We start from the raw sequence: 16,602 nt of genomic DNA on the forward strand, positions 1-16,602 counted from the left end.
TATCCTTGTCCGCTCAGTGCGTTAAGATGCCCAGATTTCGGCCGATTGCGTTCGCTCGGGGTATACTTTCGACTATATACGGTTCTAATGTGCAAGCATTGGGCCTATTTGTCGGATTATGGATGTGGAGCGCACATGGCGAACACCCAGAACTATATCAATCATCTGCTACAGGGCACGGGCATCACGCCGGCGTGCAGCGAAGAAGAGCGTTTGGCTGCCGAGGATATCGCCCAGATCTTCCGCAATCATGGCTTTGATCCCGAAGTCCAGGAATTTAACGCTCCTGCACCCAGCAGGCTGGCATTTGCCGTCACAGGCATTCTGTCTTTTGCCGGCGCCCTGCTTATGGGTATTGGCGGCAGCATCGGCTTAATCGGTGTTCTGCTGGCCATCGTCGGTGCCGTGTTGTATGTGCTCGAGCGTACCGGTCGCCCTGTTATCTCTCGCCTGGGCAAGACGGGCGTGAGTCAAAATGTCATTGCCTATCACAAGGCCACAGGTCCGCTTGCATCTCCGCGCAACCGTCCGGTGGTTGTTGTCGCCCATTACGATTCTCCGCGTGCCGAGCTCCTCGCTCGCGAACCGTACGCGCCGTATCGCGCGCTCATCGCCAAGATGCTGCCGGTCGCCACGATTGTCCCCGCTGCCGTCGCCATTCTGCGTATTCTGCCGCTCCCCGGCGCTTTGAAGGTTCTGCTTTGGATCGTTGCGATCCTCGCCTCTCTTGTGGCGCTCGCCAACGCGGCCAATATCATTGCCAACCGTTTTGTTCTTCCCTATACGTCCGGTGCGGTCTGCAATAAGTCTTCTGTAGCCGCGATGCTCGGTGTCATGGATAACGTTGCCCCTTACCAGGGCGAAAACGAGTTCCCCAACGACATTCCGTTTGATGACTATTTTGGTGAGCAAAAGCGTCGTGCCGAGGAGATGGCGCGCGCGGCGGCTGAGTATGCCGCTGTCCAGCAGCAAAACGACTACGGCAACACGATCGAGTACGAAGAACCCTCCTACAACGAGGACGAGTTTGGCCAGCCGATCGCTCCCGAATCCGAGCAGGGCGAAGTTTTTGACGAGCAGATTGATGGCTTTGAGGGTGCCTCAGCTGACGAAACCCTGATTGGTGTCATTGCTCCCGAGGCTCAGGCTGAAGCCGAGGTTGCTGCCGAGCCGGTCGCGGATGAGGATGACGTCGAGTCGATTGGGGCGCCCGCTGTCGCCGAGCCGAGCGAGCCCGAGCCCAAGCTGTATCGCAATGCTGCCGGTAATATTCGCTTTGGTTCTGATGCCATTCGTGCCCTTGGGATGCTTCCCGAGTCGTGCACGCTTGATTACGAAGAGGGCGAGGAGCCGACGATCGATCCCGAGCCTGCTTCGGTTGAACCTGTCGCCGCGCCTGCCGACGAGCCCGTCGTCGATACCGAGCCCAAGACGGAACCCGAGCCCAGCCCTGAACCCGAGCCGGACGCCGCTGCGCCCGCCCCGGTGGTTCAGGATGTGTACGACGATTCCGCCAGCGATTACGATGGGTATCCGCAGCGCGTTTCCTATGAGAGCGATACCGATTTTTCGGCCGATCTACCGGTCGCGACGCCCCATGCCGATATAGCATCTGCGTTCTCTTCGATTGGAGCTAGCGCTTCAAGCTTCTTTAAGGGCGCGCTCGCTAAGGGTAAAAAACTTGTCGACGACCTTGAGGAAAAGCGTGCCGCTGCGCGCGAGGTGGCAGAGCAGGAGGCTATCGCCCACCAGCAGGCTGCCGAGGCCGAGCGTGAGCGTGCGGCGCGGGAATTTGAACAGCATGAGGCTGAGCAGCCTGCCGCGACGGAGGTCGCCGAGGCTACGACGTCCTTCGAGGCCCAGCAGCCAATCGACGCCACCGAAACGCTCGACGCCGCGAACTTCGATGCCACGATAACGTTCGAGAAGCAGGGTACTGCCATCGCCGAGCCCCTTTCTGTTTCCGATGAGTCCCAGGATGCTGCAGATGAGATCGAGGCGCCCGAAGCCGAGCCGGCTGAGAGTGTCGATGCCGAGCAGGTTGAGAACGTTGACGCCGAGCCGAACACCGCCGACGAGATTGAAGCCGAAGCGACGGTCGTCGTTGAGCAAGAAGAGACACCGGTGATTTCTAACGCCGATGAGTCCAGGCCGTACTCTACGCAGATCTTTACCATGCCTGCCCCGAGCGATCCCGGCTCCACGGTTGCCAACCCCGCATCGGTGCAGGTCGAGACGGTTGATTCGCTCATGGCGCAGATTTCGTCCAAGGCCGCACCGCGTCCGCAGATGAATATCCCCGATCCCGCTTCTGCTCCGGTGCCCACACCTTCTTCTTCGCCGCTTGCCTCGGTCCCCGATCCATCGCTGCCCTCGATGCAGCAGGCCAACGTCGCATCCCGCACATCCCTCTTCGATCTCCCCGACCCCTCGGCTCAGGCCGACGATCCTTTCGCGACGGCTCAGGGGCCCGAGCCCACGTCGGCACCGGTTGCACCCTCCATGCCCGTTTCTTCGGGCGCTCAGCCCATCGAAACCATCTCGGCTCCCGTCGCCAAGGAGGCAAAGCCTCAGAAGCGCGGTCTGGGCGGCTTGTTCGGACGCAAAAAGAAGAATGAGCAGAACAGCATGAGCGACTGGCTGGGCGTCGAGGATGACTACGATGCCAAGAAGTCTGGCCGCGGTATCGGCTCTTGGGATAACTTTGAGGACGATGATAACGGCTGGAAGGGCGGTGCCACCTCTTCTGACGGCGCTTCTGCCGAGGACATGCTTTCGGCTGTTGCCTCCATGGGTGATGACGAGCTGCTTGGTCACGATATCTGGTTTGTGGCAACGGGTGCCTCGGATTGTGACGGCGCCGGTATGAAGGCGTTCCTCGAAGCCCATCGCGATAAGCTGCGTGGTGTGTTCTTTATCAATCTTGAGTCCATTGGAGCCGGTAGGCTTTCGGTCGTGACGGTCGAAGGCGAGCAGCAGTTGCTCAAGGGTGATCGCCGCATCATGAATCTGGTCAGCAAGGTGTGCAAGTCGTTCCACGTTGATTGTGGCGCGTTTGAGATGCCCTATGCCAAGACCGATGCCTATGCCGCGCTCGAGGCGAGCCGTCGCGCCCTCACAATTGCCGGTGTCGATGGCCCGCGTCTTGCCTGCGCGCGCACCGAAGACGATTTGCCGTACAACGTCAACCCGACGAACATCGCTACGGTGTCCGAGGTTGTCACCGAGGTCATCCGCCGTTCGTAGGGGACCTCTAAGGAGTTAGCGTGTTTTCATACATCAAACGCCATTGGCCCGTCTATGTGGTTCTGTTTTTGATCGCCATCGCTATGGGTCTGGGGGCCGCATATATCGTGGGCGCTAAGGGGTCGACGCCCAGGTCCACGATGAGCGAAGAGGTGGAGCAAGAGCAGAGTTTGGGTGCCGACGGCATTTCGGATGGCGATCTGGAACTTGTTGACGGCGGGTCTGCGTCTACGGAATAGCCTTTGGTTGCATACGCCAGATAACGGGCGAGCCGGCATATCGGCTCGCCCGTTATTTCTACCTACTCCTCTTTTGATGCCGAGCTTAGCCAAGTGAGCCAAATTGCTGTGCCACCGGCGGTCAATAATGCGGTGAGAAAAGAGATGATGGGTGCATTGCCCGTATTTGGAAGATCCTGCGGAATGGCGCATTTTTGAACAACACGATCTTTATCGTGCGACTCGAGTTTTTCGCCTCCTCCGTTGCGGCAAAGGTCAACACGGGCACTGTTGGCGAGTGCGGTTTGGGGCGTATAAGATGAGGTTGCACACATCCGGATGATTGCTCCGTGTAAATCCGATTTGAGGGATGCCGTCGCGTCGTCAAGGTCGTCATGCTCGTCTTTAAGCCCATTGCGACTCCAAGAATCGTTGTCGCGCCGGGTCGTAAAGTCTGCGGAAACCGAGCCATACTCAAAGCGAATCCCTGTGATAACAGCGTCGTCCGAAAGCGTAAGGTCCTTTACTTCGAGGGTGGAAGACTCTGTGGTCGAGACATCGGCTTTCCAAAGACTCCAGCCATCGTAATCGACAATCCGCACATCCTCGCCCAGCCGCTCTTTGACCTCGGCTGTCTCGAGCCACGGGTTGGTGTGTTCATCGTCAAGTGTGGCGTTGGCCTTTTCCTTTATGCCCAACTTGTCTGCCGGTGACGTTCGATACCAAACATTGCAGAGCCCATTTAAGTCGCCGACGGCGATCGGGGTTTTAATGGCGACAAGTTTGGCCGTGCCGTCTTTGGCACATTCGAGATCGTCGGTGACGGTGAACTCGTCGACCCAGGTGCTCGATTCGTTTTGAGCGTCGATGGTGTAGGAATAGGAGCCCTTTCTGTCGGGTTGCGTCGCCGCCCGGTTTTTACCGTCGCCGTTCACCACTGTTCCCTTTGCGGTTGGCCGCGCGATTTCTTGTCGCTTGTCGACGCTCCCCTTAATCTCAATCGGTGCATCCGTCATGGTTACGGCCTGGATCTTCCCCGTATCCTCGACTTCAAAGGATACGTCTTCAGCGAGGTCATAGGAGCGCGGGGACATTGTTTCGCGTAGGGTATAAGAACCGGGTTCAAGGTGCTCCACGCGATGGGGCTGCTCGGATGATATCCAAGAATCAATTTCTGTTCCATCGGCGTCGCATAAGACCAGTCGGGCGCCTTTAACTTCATGCTTGCCTGTCATATCGACCTTGGAGAAATCGACCTTGGTGTAATCATTAGGCAATTCGATCTGCGACTCGACCACGGGGACCTTCTGGTCGATATAAGTAAGCTCAACGATATGTGCTGTCCGATCAAGTAGATAGCCGTCGGGAGACTGGGTTTCAACGACTTCGTATCGTGCCGTTCCGCAACCCAGCGAAAGGTTGTCTACGCGAGCTTTACCCTGTTCATCAGTTGTGACGGCGGCAACGGCTTCACCGGCAAGGGCGGCAATGTGGCCATCGGGGCAAACGATATCGTCGGCAGCGCGAATTTCAAACTTGGCACCAGATAGGGCACTGCCGTCTACTGCGTCAGCCTTCGCGATCTCGATGCTTCCGGTTGCCGCGCTGTTGAAATACGAGACGGCGGCGATAGGTGTGAGATCTGCATCGGCAGGAATCGTCACCTTCAGTTCGTCGCCCACAAGGTAGGGCGCTTTGGCTGCGACTTCTCGTACGTAATATGTGCCCGGCTTGAGCGATTCTGGCAACGTGACGGTGCCGGTCGCATTGGTGGTAAAGGTGTTCATAACGTTGTGCGTCGGATACCAGCATGTTTGAGAGATGGGTTCACGGTTGCTGTTGAGCAGCTGAAAACTAAAGCCGGCAAGGGGGACGGAAGCTCCCGTCTGGGCATCGCGTTTGATGATTTGGAGATGTGTCGAAAGGGTGTGATTGTCCACTATGTACTGAAGCTTGGCTCCGTCGGCGATTTGCTCGGGCGCGATGGTCCAATCTTCTGCCCGCTTGAAGCCTGCGGGAACAGTTTCCGGGACCTCGCGAACGGTATACCCCTCACGATCGTAGGGGATGGCTCCATGGACGCCGTCCGGTCGTGTGCCCGCGCCAAACCAGGCCTTGGGCTGGTCTTTGGTGGATGCGAAGCCATAAATATTTGTCGTCAATGTGCCTACGACCTGCTTAGAGCTGTTGCTGACGATTTCAAAGACGACGCCTTCCGCTGGCTGTTCTAATCCCGATTGCTCGCCGTTCCCGTAATCCTTGAACTTGGAAATCTCGAGGTCAAACGCAATATGAGTATTGGGGATGCGGCGTTCGAGCTCAACGACGCCCATGTCGTTTAGTTGATTGGGGCCGACCGTATAGGTCCAGCTGTCATGGGGGAGCAGGTAGCCCTCTGGTGCTTTCGATTCGTAGAGGGTAAAGGTTCCCAGGGGAATGCCGCTTAAGGTCGCCTGGCCATCGCCTTCGGTCGTGAAGGTGCGCGTCCACCCAGGGGTAGATTGCGAGACACAGGTAAATTCGGCTTTGGCGAGCGAGGTTCCCGCCTGCGCTCCGGCATTCGTGGCGGCATCGGTTTTGACGACACGCAGCGTGATAGAACCTGGCTGCTCGTTGATTGTGACATGTCCGCCGCTCTTTCCGGTGGTAAAGGCAATGCGATCGCGTCGGGACAGATAGCCTGTCGGCGCTTTGGTTTCGATTAGGTAGTATGCCGTGTTGGGCAAAAGTGTTGCCCGTGCACGACCGTTGCCGTCCATTTTGATGCTGCCGACGTGTTTGTCTGTGTTTTCCTCAAAGATGTTAAACGTCGCCCCACCTAACTGATACGTATCGTTCCCGCTGGTAATGACAGTGTCTGCAGATCTTTTCTCAAAGGATACGTTGATGGTGGGCAAAACGTAGAGCATATCCTGGTGCCGGCCTTCGTTAGAGACGGGTCCGTGATAGCGTCTGGCGCGATGCGGGTCGGCCTTAATATTTCCGGCTTTTGCGTTGTCGTAGAGCCAGCGCGCCGCCGCGACAACCTCGGCGTCTTGATCGAACTTGCCGCTTTTGGCAACGCCGGCGTTGTTTGTATACGCAAAAGAGCCATCGGGGCGCGTGGTTCCTTTGAGCATCCACACGGCAATCTGGGTTGCGGCGCGGGCGCGTTCGGCCGTTAGGTTATGGCCGCCAAATGATGTGGCGGAGGGGTATCCATGGCAGATGACGGCGGCAAACTCGTTGTCGAGCCATGTCCAACCCTGATTGTAGGTCCGCCAGGGTCCTCCTGGGCTGCTGGGGCCGGGGCAGTCTTGGTTCATGCAGTAAGAAATCGAGGCGTCTTGTGCCTCGTACTTGCCAATGCCAAACGGTCCGCACATATCGCTGATGGTGCGAAAACTAAGCGTATCGTTTCCATCGACGGCGCAGGCGGTACCAGGCGTGGCGCAGGCTAGAAACAACAAGAGGAATAGGAGCAGCGGTGCTGTTGCGATTGCGCTGTGGACAGAGTGCGTGGGTGCATTGGACATGGCTGCTCCTTATCCTTTGTGCGCCGCGCTGGGAGATTGCGGCGCGTGGGATGAGATTAGCGCCGGGGGTCATACGGGTAAGTACCGCGAGCTGACCAAGAACTTGCCAAGTTCCCAACAAATGGAGACCGGTTTTAGATAATCAAACAAAAGAGCAGGTAGAAGACGGTGTAAAACAGGTTACTCGAGTCCCTGTTTTCGCAATTCGAGCAACAAGAAGATGATTTTCCATGCGTAAAACAAGGGTTAGTGCCCTTGTATCAAACAAGACAACCGCGTTATACTATCCCCCACATATGCGGGCATCGCCAAGTGGTAAGGCATCAGCTTCCCAAGCTGACACTCGCGGGTTCGAGTCCCGTTGCCCGCTCCAGTTAAAAGTACAAGCACGGCACCATCACGGTGTCGTGCTTTTTTCAATAAAGCGCCGGGACTCGAACCCGACAGGGTGTGAACGTTAGGCAAATGGCAAAATGTTAGGTTAATACCTGCTGCCTATACTTGCACCTGCGCACGGTACAATGGTTGAGTTACGACCAACGTGCCAATAACCAAAAAGGAGCCGCTATGATCGATCGCTATACCCGCCCGGAGATGGGACACATCTTCTCCCTCGAGAACAAGTACGCCATTTGGCAGGAGATTGAGGTTCTGGCCTGCGAGGCCCAGGCGGAGCTCGGCAAGATCGGTATTTCTAAAGAAGAAGCTCAGTGGATCCGCGACCACGCCAACTTTGAGAAGGCGAAGGTCGACGAGATCGAAGAAGTCACGCGCCATGACGTCATTGCCTTCCTGACCAATATGAAGGAGTATATCGACGCCGATGTTCCCGAGGGCGAGCCTAAACCCAGCCGTTGGGTTCACTATGGCATGACCAGCTCTGACTTGGGCGATACGGCCCTGTGCTATCAGCTTACCCAGGCCTGCGACCTAATTATCGAGGACGTCAAGAAACTCGGCGAGATCTGCAAACGTCGCGCTTTCGAGGAGCGTAACACGCTCTGCGCCGGTCGCACTCACGGCATCCACGCCGAGCCTATGACCTTTGGTATGAAGTTTGGCTCTTGGGCCTGGGAGCTCAAGCGCGATCTGGATCGCCTTGAGGACGCTCGCAAGAACGTCGCCTTCGGTGCCATCTCGGGTGCCGTTGGCACCTACAGCTCCATCGAGCCGTTTGTCGAGGAGTATGTCTGCGAGCACCTGGGTTTGGTTCACGACCCGCTGTCCACGCAGGTTATCAGCCGCGACCATCATGCCTACCTCGCCGGCGTCCTTGCCACCACGGCGGCCACCTGCGAGCGCATTGCTACCGAGGTTCGCAATCTGCAGAAGACCGATACACTCGAGGCCGAGGAGCCGTTCCGCAAGGGTCAAAAGGGCAGCTCCGCCATGCCGCACAAGCGTAACCCCATCACCATGGAGAAGGTCTGCGGCCTGTCGCGCGTCGTGAAGTCCAACGCCCAGGTCGCCTTCGACAACGTCGCCCTGTGGCATGAGCGTGACATTTCGCACTCTTCTGCCGAGCGCGTCGCCCAGGCCGATAGCTTTATCGCGCTTGACCACATGTTCCAGTGTCTTATCCGCGTTATCGATGGCCTCCAGCTGTATCCGGCTCGCATGATGGCCAACCTCAACAAGACTCGCGGTCTCATCTTCTCCTCCAAGGTTCTGTTGGCCCTCGTCGATACGGGCATTACCCGTGAGGACGCCTACGCAATCGTGCAGGAAAACGCCATGGCGACCTGGCATGAGGTGCAGGGCTGCGTTTCCGGCCCCACCTTCAAGGAGCGCCTCGAGGCCGATCCGCGCTGCACCGTCAGCCAGGAGAAGCTCGACGAGATCTTTGATCCGTGGGACTTCCTCACCCGCATCGATACGGTCTTCGATCGTCTGGAGCAGCTGAACTTCGAGTAGGTTCGGGCATAACGTTAGCTTTTTAGGGCGCTTTGCTGGTAATGTGTGTTGCCGGTAAAGCGCCTCGTTGCATTTAAGGAAAGACGGGGATAATAGTCGTCTCGAATGACATTCTGAGAAGGAGATCGCATGATTTCGTTTGATTACAAGCCCCAGGGCGTGTGTACTCGCAATATTCACCTCAATCTTTCCGATGACGGCAGCAAGGTGCTGGGCGTTGAGTTTACCGGCGGCTGCAACGGCAACCTCAAGGCCATCTCTAAATTGGTCGAAGGTGTTTCTTCCGATCGTGTGATTGAGGTGTTGGCCGGCAATACGTGCGGCACGAAAAAGACCTCCTGTGCCGACCAACTTACGCGTGCCATCGAGGCCGCGCGTGCCGAGATTGCCTAATGAGTATTTTTGATCGCGTTAAGAATGGGGTAACGCGCCGAGGATTTGTGTTGGGTGGTGCTGCCGCGAGTGCTGCCACGCTGCTTGCGGGGTGCTCGAAAAAAACGGGCACCAGCGATGATGCTGCCGGTGAGCCGCAGGTTATCAAAGATGATTCCAAGATCGTCTCGATTACCGAAGAGTATGAGGCCGTCGACATTGATCTTAAGCCGACGGCGTCGTGGACGTTGCCATTGGGGACGCTGCTGTACTACTGCGATGGAGGTTACGCTGCGGCGATGATGGCGCCCGCATCTGCGCTGCATGCCAACACGCTTGGCGTGTTCAACATGGGGGACGGCTCACTCACCACGTTGATTGACGATCCTGTCGAGGGTTCCGGTTATGCGTTTTACGACGTTCGCGCCACCGATAGCGTGTTTGCGTGGGTTGAGATGAACTACGCGAATTCGTCGTGGAAGCTCTATGCGCAAACCCTGTCGGGCGCGGCGCTTACTGGTAATGCCGTTGAGCTTGATCGCGGCGGTGAGGACTACGACCCTCCGCTGTTTACCGCCTTCGACTCGTCGGTCATCTGGTACAAGATGCCTTCGACCGGTGGCAATAAGACCGGCAGCGATTCATATTGCTACCGCCGTTCGCTCGATGAATCTAAAGCGGAGGCAATCTGGAAGTCGACAGGCCGCTTTGCGTCTGCACCGCGCGTGAGCGATGGCATCCTGACTATCTCACCCCGCGTGCGCAATGACGAGGGCGTCTACTACGGCATGACGGCGATCGACCTGACGGACGGCAACAATACCAAGAGGGCTCAGCTGGTCCTTCCTTCGTCGGTGTCACCTTTCGAGGCCGTATATATGGGCGATACGTTTGTGTTCTCCATTGAGGCGACCTATGCCGGCGTGGGCGGCCTGGGCAATATGGGTACCTACATTGGTAACGAGGGCGGCCCGTATCAATTTCTATCGCGCGAACCGCTCGCGTGCGCCGCCGGCAGGAAGGGCAAATATCTGGTTAAGGTTCAGGCATCGCATTTTCTGATCGATACCTCCGCTAAAACCTATGGTTCGCTGCTGTCGCCCGACCGCGCTCTCGAATATGGCGACTATCCAGCTACGGCGGGAAAATCGAATACGTTTTTAACCTATGCCACGGTGCGTAATAGCCAAGGAATTCCCGAGACGGTTACCGCTCGCCTGTTCTCTCTTTAGCGCCGAGGGGTTAAAAAGGCGCCGACGGGGGAATAAGCCCATTGTAACCGTGAGTACCGCCCGCCGAGCTGTCGCGCCCATGCGATGCCCGGTGGGCTCAGGTGCGTTAAAATGGGCTTGTTCTTAGCTAATTGAGACAGGGGGGCCGTGTTATGGCTTCAGATGCAAAAAAGATTCTGCTGGTCGAGGACGAGAAGGCGATCCGTGACGCTGTCGCTGCCTATCTCGAGCGCGAGGGCTACTGGGTTGTTGGCGTTGGCGATGGCCAGTCTGCGATCGAGGAGTTCGAGAAGCACCAGTTCGACCTGGTTGTGCTCGACCTTATGCTCCCCAAGATCCCCGGCGAGCGCGTTTGCCGCACTATCCGCGATACCTCGGATGTGCCCATCATCATGCTTACCGCCAAGGGCGAGATCGAGGATCGCATCATCGGCCTCGAGCTTGGTGCCGACGACTACCTGATCAAGCCGTTCTCGCCGCGCGAGCTCGTCGCCCGCGTTCGCGCCCTGTTCCGTCGTGCTCACCAGGCAGACGAGCCCGCCGTTGAGGTGCTCGACTTTGGCGATCTGGTCATCGATATCTCGGGCCACAAGATCTTGGTCGAGGGCAAGGAAGTTGATTTGACCGCTTCCGAGTTTAAGCTGCTCACCACGCTTGCTCGCCATCCCGGTCGCGTCTATAACCGTATGGAGCTGGTCGAGAAGGTGCTCGGCTACGACTTTGAGGGCTACGAGCGCACCATCGACAGCCATGTGAAGAACCTTCGCGCCAAGCTGGGCGACGACCCCAAGAAGCCTAAGTGGCTCTATACCGTTCACGGCGTCGGTTATCGCTTCGAGGCTCCGGCCAAGACCGATAAGTCGGACGAGAAATAGGTAAATCACATATGACACCTGCGCGCTTTGAAATCGGACAAAAGCACAAGCAGGAGAACGAGGCGGGTTCCAAGGCAAGTTGGAACACGCCTCGTTCCGATTCACGGCCGGCGATGAGCTATCCCTCGCGTATGGCTTTGGCTTTTGCCCTGACATCGCTCATGACGGTATTGGTGCTGGTGGGCGTTGTCTCCGTTGTGTGGGGCACCGTCTTTTCGGATTACACGCGCTCCAATATCGTCGAGATCGCCAATTCTGCTGCCGAAAAGCTTGCGACGTCGTATGAGGAAAACGGCAATTGGACTGCGGGCGAGCTGCGCACGGTCGCGACATCGAGCTTGGTGTCCGACGACCTGGGTATGCAGGTCGTCAACAAAAAGGGCGTTGTCGTTTATGACGACTCATGGCCTTCGGCAAGTGCGACCGCCGATGTGCGCGAGAGCGAATTGCCGTCGAGCAGCTCGAGCGGTAAAAAGGCCTCGCATAGCCCGGTCTCGTCAGCGCCCACCGACTCCGATAGCGTTGCCAACGTCGAAATCGTTACGTCCTCTGGCGAGCATGTCGGACAGGTAAAGCTATGGGCTATCGGCTCCGACGCTCTGCTCACTAAGGCAGATTCTGCGTTTAGGGAGAAGACCTTTAACGCCATGGCTCTTGCCGCGGTTGTTGCAATCTGCATCTCGGTCGTCATCGGATCGCTCGTGTCGCGTATGCTTACCAAGCCAATTCATCGTATTACGAGCACAGCCAAGCAAATTCGCGACGGCGATCTGTCTGCTCGTACGGGCTTGCGCGGCGATGACGAAATCGATCAGCTGGGTGAGACCTTTGACGAGATGGCCACCTCGCTCGAGAAAGATATGAAGCACGAAAAGCGCCTGACCTCGGATGTCGCACACGAGCTTCGTACACCGCTCATGGCCATGCTTGCAACGGTCGAGGCCATGCAAGACGGCGTGTACCCCACCGACGACGAGCATCTGGAGACGGTCGCTTCCGAGACGCGTCGCCTGGCTCGTTTGGTGCAGCAGATGCTCGACCTATCGCGTATGGAAAACAGCACGGCTCCGCTCAATCTCGAACCGGTGGACATGGTTCCGTTCGTGCGATCGATTGTGAACGGCCAGGAGCGTCTGTTTGCCGACCGTGACCTTCGCCTTCGCTTTGCAGATGAAACCCAGGGGCACGACGATGTCGTCGAGGCCGATCCCGACATGATCACGCAATGCGTCATCAACCTCATGAGCAACGCCATGCGCTACACCCCCGAGGGCGGTTGGGTCGTAGTGTCGGTGCTCAGTGACCGCAAGTATGTCAGTATTGCCGTTTCGGATACCGGTATCGGTATTGCCAAGGACGATCTGTCGCGTATCTTCGGACGATTTTGGCGCGCCGATGCCAGCCGCGCCCGCGAAGCTGGCGGCCTGGGCGTCGGCCTCGCCGTAACTAAACAGATCGTCGAGCGTCACCATGGCTACATATCCGTGGAGTCGGAGCTTGGAAAGGGTACGACTTTTACGATTCATCTGCCCCGCGAGCACACGGCGGACGCGGCATCTACTACAATGGAGCACTAGCTTTTCGCTATTCGGTGAAGGAGGGGCCGCGTCCCTGCCGCTCCGAGTTTGCGAAAACGTGCGGGAAAGAACCCGCATTTCTATCGTATTTAGGTAAGGAGTGACTCACGTGACAACGATGGAGCGTCGTCCGGATTCCCGTGGCAAGGTTCGTGATATCTACGATGCCGGCGAAAACCTGTTGATGGTCGCCACCGATCGCATTTCTGCGTTCGACTTTATTCTTCCCGACGAAATTCCGTTTAAGGGAGAGGTGCTCAACCGTATCTCGGCGTTCTGGTTCGACAAGTTTGCCGATATCGTCCCCAATCACCTCGTCTCCATCGATCCGGCGGATTTCCCCAAGGAGTTTGCCGAGTATCGTGACTATCTCGCAGGCCGCGCCATGCTGGTTAAGAAGGCCCAGACGATTCCTATCGAGTGCATCGTCCGCGGCTATCTGACCGGTTCGGGCAAGAAGACCTACGACGAGAACGGCACCGTCTGCGGCATCCAGCTGCCTGAGGGCCTGACTGAGGCCTCCAAGCTCCCCGAGCCGCTGTTCACCCCGTCCACGAAGGCCGAGATCGGTGATCACGACGAGAATATCTCGTTTGAGCGTTGCTGCGAGATCGTTGGCGAGGACATCGCCACGCAGATCCGCGATCTATCTCTTAAGATCTACAAGGCTGCCGCCGAGTATGCAGCGACCCGTGGCATCATCATTGCCGACACAAAGTTTGAGTTTGGTGTCATCGATGGCAAGGTCACGCTGATCGACGAGTGCCTCACGCCCGACTCCAGCCGTTTCTGGCCTGCCGCCAGCTACGAGGAGGGTAAGATTCAGCCTAGCTACGACAAGCAATTCGTCCGCAATTGGCTCAAGGCCAACTGGGATATGACGGGGGAGACCCCGCATCTGCCCGCCGAGGTCATCGATGGCACGTCCGAGCGCTATCGCGAGGCCTTCCAGATCATCACGGGCTCCCAGTTTACAAGCATGAAGGAGAACGCGTAAGTGAGTACCCGCAGCGCCACGAACAAGCGCACGCAATCCCACGAGGTTACCGGGGTTGCGCGCAAGTCCGCCGCATCCGCCAAGCCAGCTCGTCAGGCAGCGAGTTCTGTTCGCGTCGTGCCGGCATCATCCAAGGCACGCCGCAAGGAGCTCGAGAAGGGCGAGAGCCTTGAGGGCCTCTCTAAAGAGGAGAAGCGCGCCCGCAAGGCTAAGCGGCGCGCCAAGGAGGACCGCATCTACACGGTGTCGAGCATCCTTCTCAAGCAGGATGAGGACTACACCAAGCGCCGCCGCATCTGGTGGGCCGTGCTTACTATCGGCATGGTGCTCGTCGTGGCCATTTGGTCTTCGCTGTACTTCGCTCCCGCTGGCATGGTGTCCAGCCCCGTCCAGATGGCCGGCATTGTTTTGTCCTACATCGTCATTCTGGGTGACTTCATCTACGACTTCGTGCGCATCCGTCCCTTGCGTAATATGTATCGCGCGCAGGCCGAGGGCATGTCCGATAACAAGCTCAACGCTATCATCGAGCGCTCGGCTGCCAAAGAGGACAAGAAGGCCTCCAAGAAGAAGTAGTAGCGTTACAACCTATAGATATCGCTAAGATATAAGGCGCGTCGTTTTTTGCGGCGTGCCTTTTTACTGTCCTGTAGATAGATGGAGTGGCACATGATTCGAGCTGCCCTGACGGTCGAAGAGGCTCTGGAGGGTATGAAGTCCCTGGAGCCCAAGATTAAAAATTATGCGCGTCTCGTTGTTCGCAAGGGCGTCAACGTTAAGCCCGGTCAGGAGGTCGTCGTTCAGTCTCCCGTCGAGTGCGCGTCATTTGCGCGCGTGGTGGTTGCGGAGGCTTATGACGCCGGTGCCGGTCACGTGACGGTCATCTGGGCTGACGATGCCGTGACGAGGCTTACCTACGAGCATGTCGAGAAAAGCTATTTTGAGCAGACTCCCGAGTGGAAGCGCATGCAGCTGGATTCGTTGGCTCAGGACGGAGCCTGCTTTATCTTTATTGAGGGCACGGACCCTGCTGCCCTCAAGGGCATCGATCCCGCTAAGCCTGCCGCAGCTTCTAAGGCGAGGAACATGCAGTGTAAGGTCTTCCGCCGTGGACTGGACTACAACATTAACCCGTGGTGCATCGCCGGCGCTCCGGTCGCTGCTTGGGCGCGCGAGGTATTCCCGGGAGACGCCGATGAGGTTGCAGTCTATAAGCTGTGGAATGCGATTCTGCACACCGCTCGTGCTGATGGCCAGGACCCGGAGAGCGACTGGGAGCTCCATGACGCCACATTCGAAAAAAACCTGCGCTTCCTAAACGATAATCAATTTGATTGCCTGCACTACACCGCTTCGAATGGAACTGATCTGACGATTGGAATGACGAAAGGCCATGAGTGGGCCGGCGGCAAGGGAAAAACTCCCGACGGTCACCCTTTCTTCCCCAACATTCCCACCGAGGAGGTCTTCACCTCGCCCGATCGTATGCGCGCCGACGGCATCGTGTACTCGGCTATGCCGCTCATTCACCACGGCAATAAGGTTGACGATTTTTGGATTAAGTTCGAGAACGGCCGCGTAGTGGACTATGACGCTCGCGTGGGTAAGGCAACGCTTGCGAGCATTATTGAAACCGATGAAGGTGCTGCTCATCTGGGCGAGGTCGCGCTTATTTCCAAGAACACACCGATTCGTGAAAGCGGCATTCTATTCTACGACACACTCTATGACGAGAACGCCAGCTGTCACCTTGCGTTGGGTGTCGGTTTTCCCGAGTGCATCGAAAGCGGGTATGACATGTCCAAAGAGGAACTTCTGGAGCATGGCGTCAACGTTTCGAGCACGCACGTTGACTTTATGATTGGCACGGACGACATCGATATTACGGGCATTACACCTGATGGACGTGAAATTGTGATTTTCCAGAACGGCCAATGGAGTTGGGAATAGTCTCAGACCGTGGTACAATGCCATCCGCGGGCCGTTAGCTCAGCTGGCAGAGCAGGGGACTTTTAATCCCAAGGTCCAGGGTTCGAACCCCTGACGGCCCACCATAGAATGGAAAAGCGACTGGCGGATGCCGGCCGCTTTTTTGTTGCCGGTGCACGGGTTCGAACCCGAAAGGGCGCGGAGCTGGGGAAACGCGTCAGCGTTTGCCAGCGCAGCGCGCGAGGCGCGGAGGCGCCGAAGCGGCCGCCCGCGCAGCGGGCGCGAACCCCTGACGGCCCACCATAGAATAGAAAAGCGACTGGCGGATGCCGGCCGCTTTTTTGTTGCCGGTGCACGGGTTCGAACCCGATCTTCTCTATATATAAGGACGCCTGGCGGCCAAAACCAGCCTTTTACCGACAGGAAACCAAAACCAGATGCCGTTAGAGTAAAGTAGCGCACCAGAGATGACCGATACCTCAACACCTATAAACCAGCTGGTCATCGCCAATACCGGAAGCCGATGCTTCAGATATGACTTCAGTGGAACAGCTGAAGGATCAATTTATTTGTGAACAAAATATGGAGTGCGTGATTCCCGCCCCCGGGGCCCCTCCGGTCTGGCAATATATCTCCTTGCCGCGCGGCCCGGTCGGACCGGGAACCAGCGCAGGCGTGCACCTTGAGAACCGGATACTGCGAGGATGGACACACCAGATGTGTCGCA

The 16,602-nt window shown here is 57.4% G+C and carries 11 protein-coding genes and 2 tRNA genes; 12 read left to right on the forward strand and 1 reads right to left on the reverse strand.

The annotated features are described in order from the left end of the window. Positions 1-135 precede the first annotated feature (135 nt). On the forward strand, positions 136-3,246 hold the full coding sequence (locus ACTQVX_RS04320) for a hypothetical protein (RefSeq protein ID WP_441546451.1): 3,111 nt from the start codon (positions 136-138) through the stop codon (positions 3,244-3,246). 20 nt (positions 3,247-3,266) lie between these two features. Further along, positions 3,267-3,485, forward strand: a complete 219-nt coding sequence (locus ACTQVX_RS04325; RefSeq protein ID WP_427729007.1) for a hypothetical protein — start codon at positions 3,267-3,269, stop codon at positions 3,483-3,485. A gap of 62 nt (positions 3,486-3,547) precedes the next feature. Here ACTQVX_RS04325 and ACTQVX_RS04330 read toward each other — a convergent pair whose 3' ends face one another. Next, complete coding sequence (locus ACTQVX_RS04330; protein WP_441546450.1) at positions 3,548-6,979, reverse strand: SpaA isopeptide-forming pilin-related protein; 3,432 nt, start codon at positions 6,977-6,979, stop codon at positions 3,548-3,550. A 298-nt stretch (positions 6,980-7,277) separates the two neighbouring features. Here ACTQVX_RS04330 and ACTQVX_RS04335 point away from each other — a divergent pair. From ACTQVX_RS04335 to ACTQVX_RS04380, 10 genes are all read left to right on the forward strand, one after another. Beyond that, positions 7,278-7,352, forward strand: a tRNA-Gly gene (locus ACTQVX_RS04335). 194 nt (positions 7,353-7,546) lie between these two features. Then, the gene (gene purB / locus ACTQVX_RS04340; protein WP_441546449.1) at positions 7,547-8,893 is read left to right on the forward strand and encodes an adenylosuccinate lyase; all 1,347 of its coding nucleotides are present in this window, start codon (positions 7,547-7,549) and stop codon (positions 8,891-8,893) included. Between the two features lie 129 nt (positions 8,894-9,022). Further along, positions 9,023-9,286, forward strand: a complete 264-nt coding sequence (locus ACTQVX_RS04345) for a TIGR03905 family TSCPD domain-containing protein (protein WP_427717875.1) — start codon at positions 9,023-9,025, stop codon at positions 9,284-9,286. Between the two features lie 47 nt (positions 9,287-9,333). Further along, complete coding sequence (locus tag ACTQVX_RS04350) at positions 9,334-10,497, forward strand: hypothetical protein (RefSeq protein ID WP_427794048.1); 1,164 nt, start codon at positions 9,334-9,336, stop codon at positions 10,495-10,497. Positions 10,498-10,649: 152 nt separating this feature from the next. Beyond that, entirely contained in the window at positions 10,650-11,372 is a 723-nt protein-coding gene (locus tag ACTQVX_RS04355; RefSeq protein ID WP_006236208.1) for a response regulator transcription factor, read from the forward strand. A gap of 11 nt (positions 11,373-11,383) precedes the next feature. Continuing rightward, a complete protein-coding gene (locus ACTQVX_RS04360; protein WP_441546448.1) occupies positions 11,384-12,949 on the forward strand; it encodes a sensor histidine kinase in 1,566 nt (521 codons plus the stop codon). Positions 12,950-13,067: 118 nt separating this feature from the next. Next, positions 13,068-13,946 (forward strand): phosphoribosylaminoimidazolesuccinocarboxamide synthase, encoded by an 879-nt coding sequence (locus ACTQVX_RS04365; protein WP_154516897.1) that lies wholly within the window; start codon positions 13,068-13,070, stop codon positions 13,944-13,946. Beyond that, on the forward strand, positions 13,947-14,522 hold the full coding sequence (locus tag ACTQVX_RS04370; protein ID WP_427717870.1) for a hypothetical protein: 576 nt from the start codon (positions 13,947-13,949) through the stop codon (positions 14,520-14,522). 93 nt (positions 14,523-14,615) lie between these two features. Further along, positions 14,616-15,896: an aminopeptidase gene (locus ACTQVX_RS04375; protein ID WP_427717868.1), complete on the forward strand. Its 1,281-nt coding sequence runs from the start codon at positions 14,616-14,618 to the stop codon at positions 15,894-15,896. Positions 15,897-15,924: 28 nt separating this feature from the next. Next, positions 15,925-16,000: transfer RNA gene (locus tag ACTQVX_RS04380), tRNA-Lys, on the forward strand. Positions 16,001-16,602 lie beyond the last annotated feature (602 nt).

It is taken from the genome of Collinsella sp. LCP19S3_A6 (assembly GCF_052122015.1).
In the GTDB taxonomy this organism is placed as follows: domain Bacteria; phylum Actinomycetota; class Coriobacteriia; order Coriobacteriales; family Coriobacteriaceae; genus Collinsella.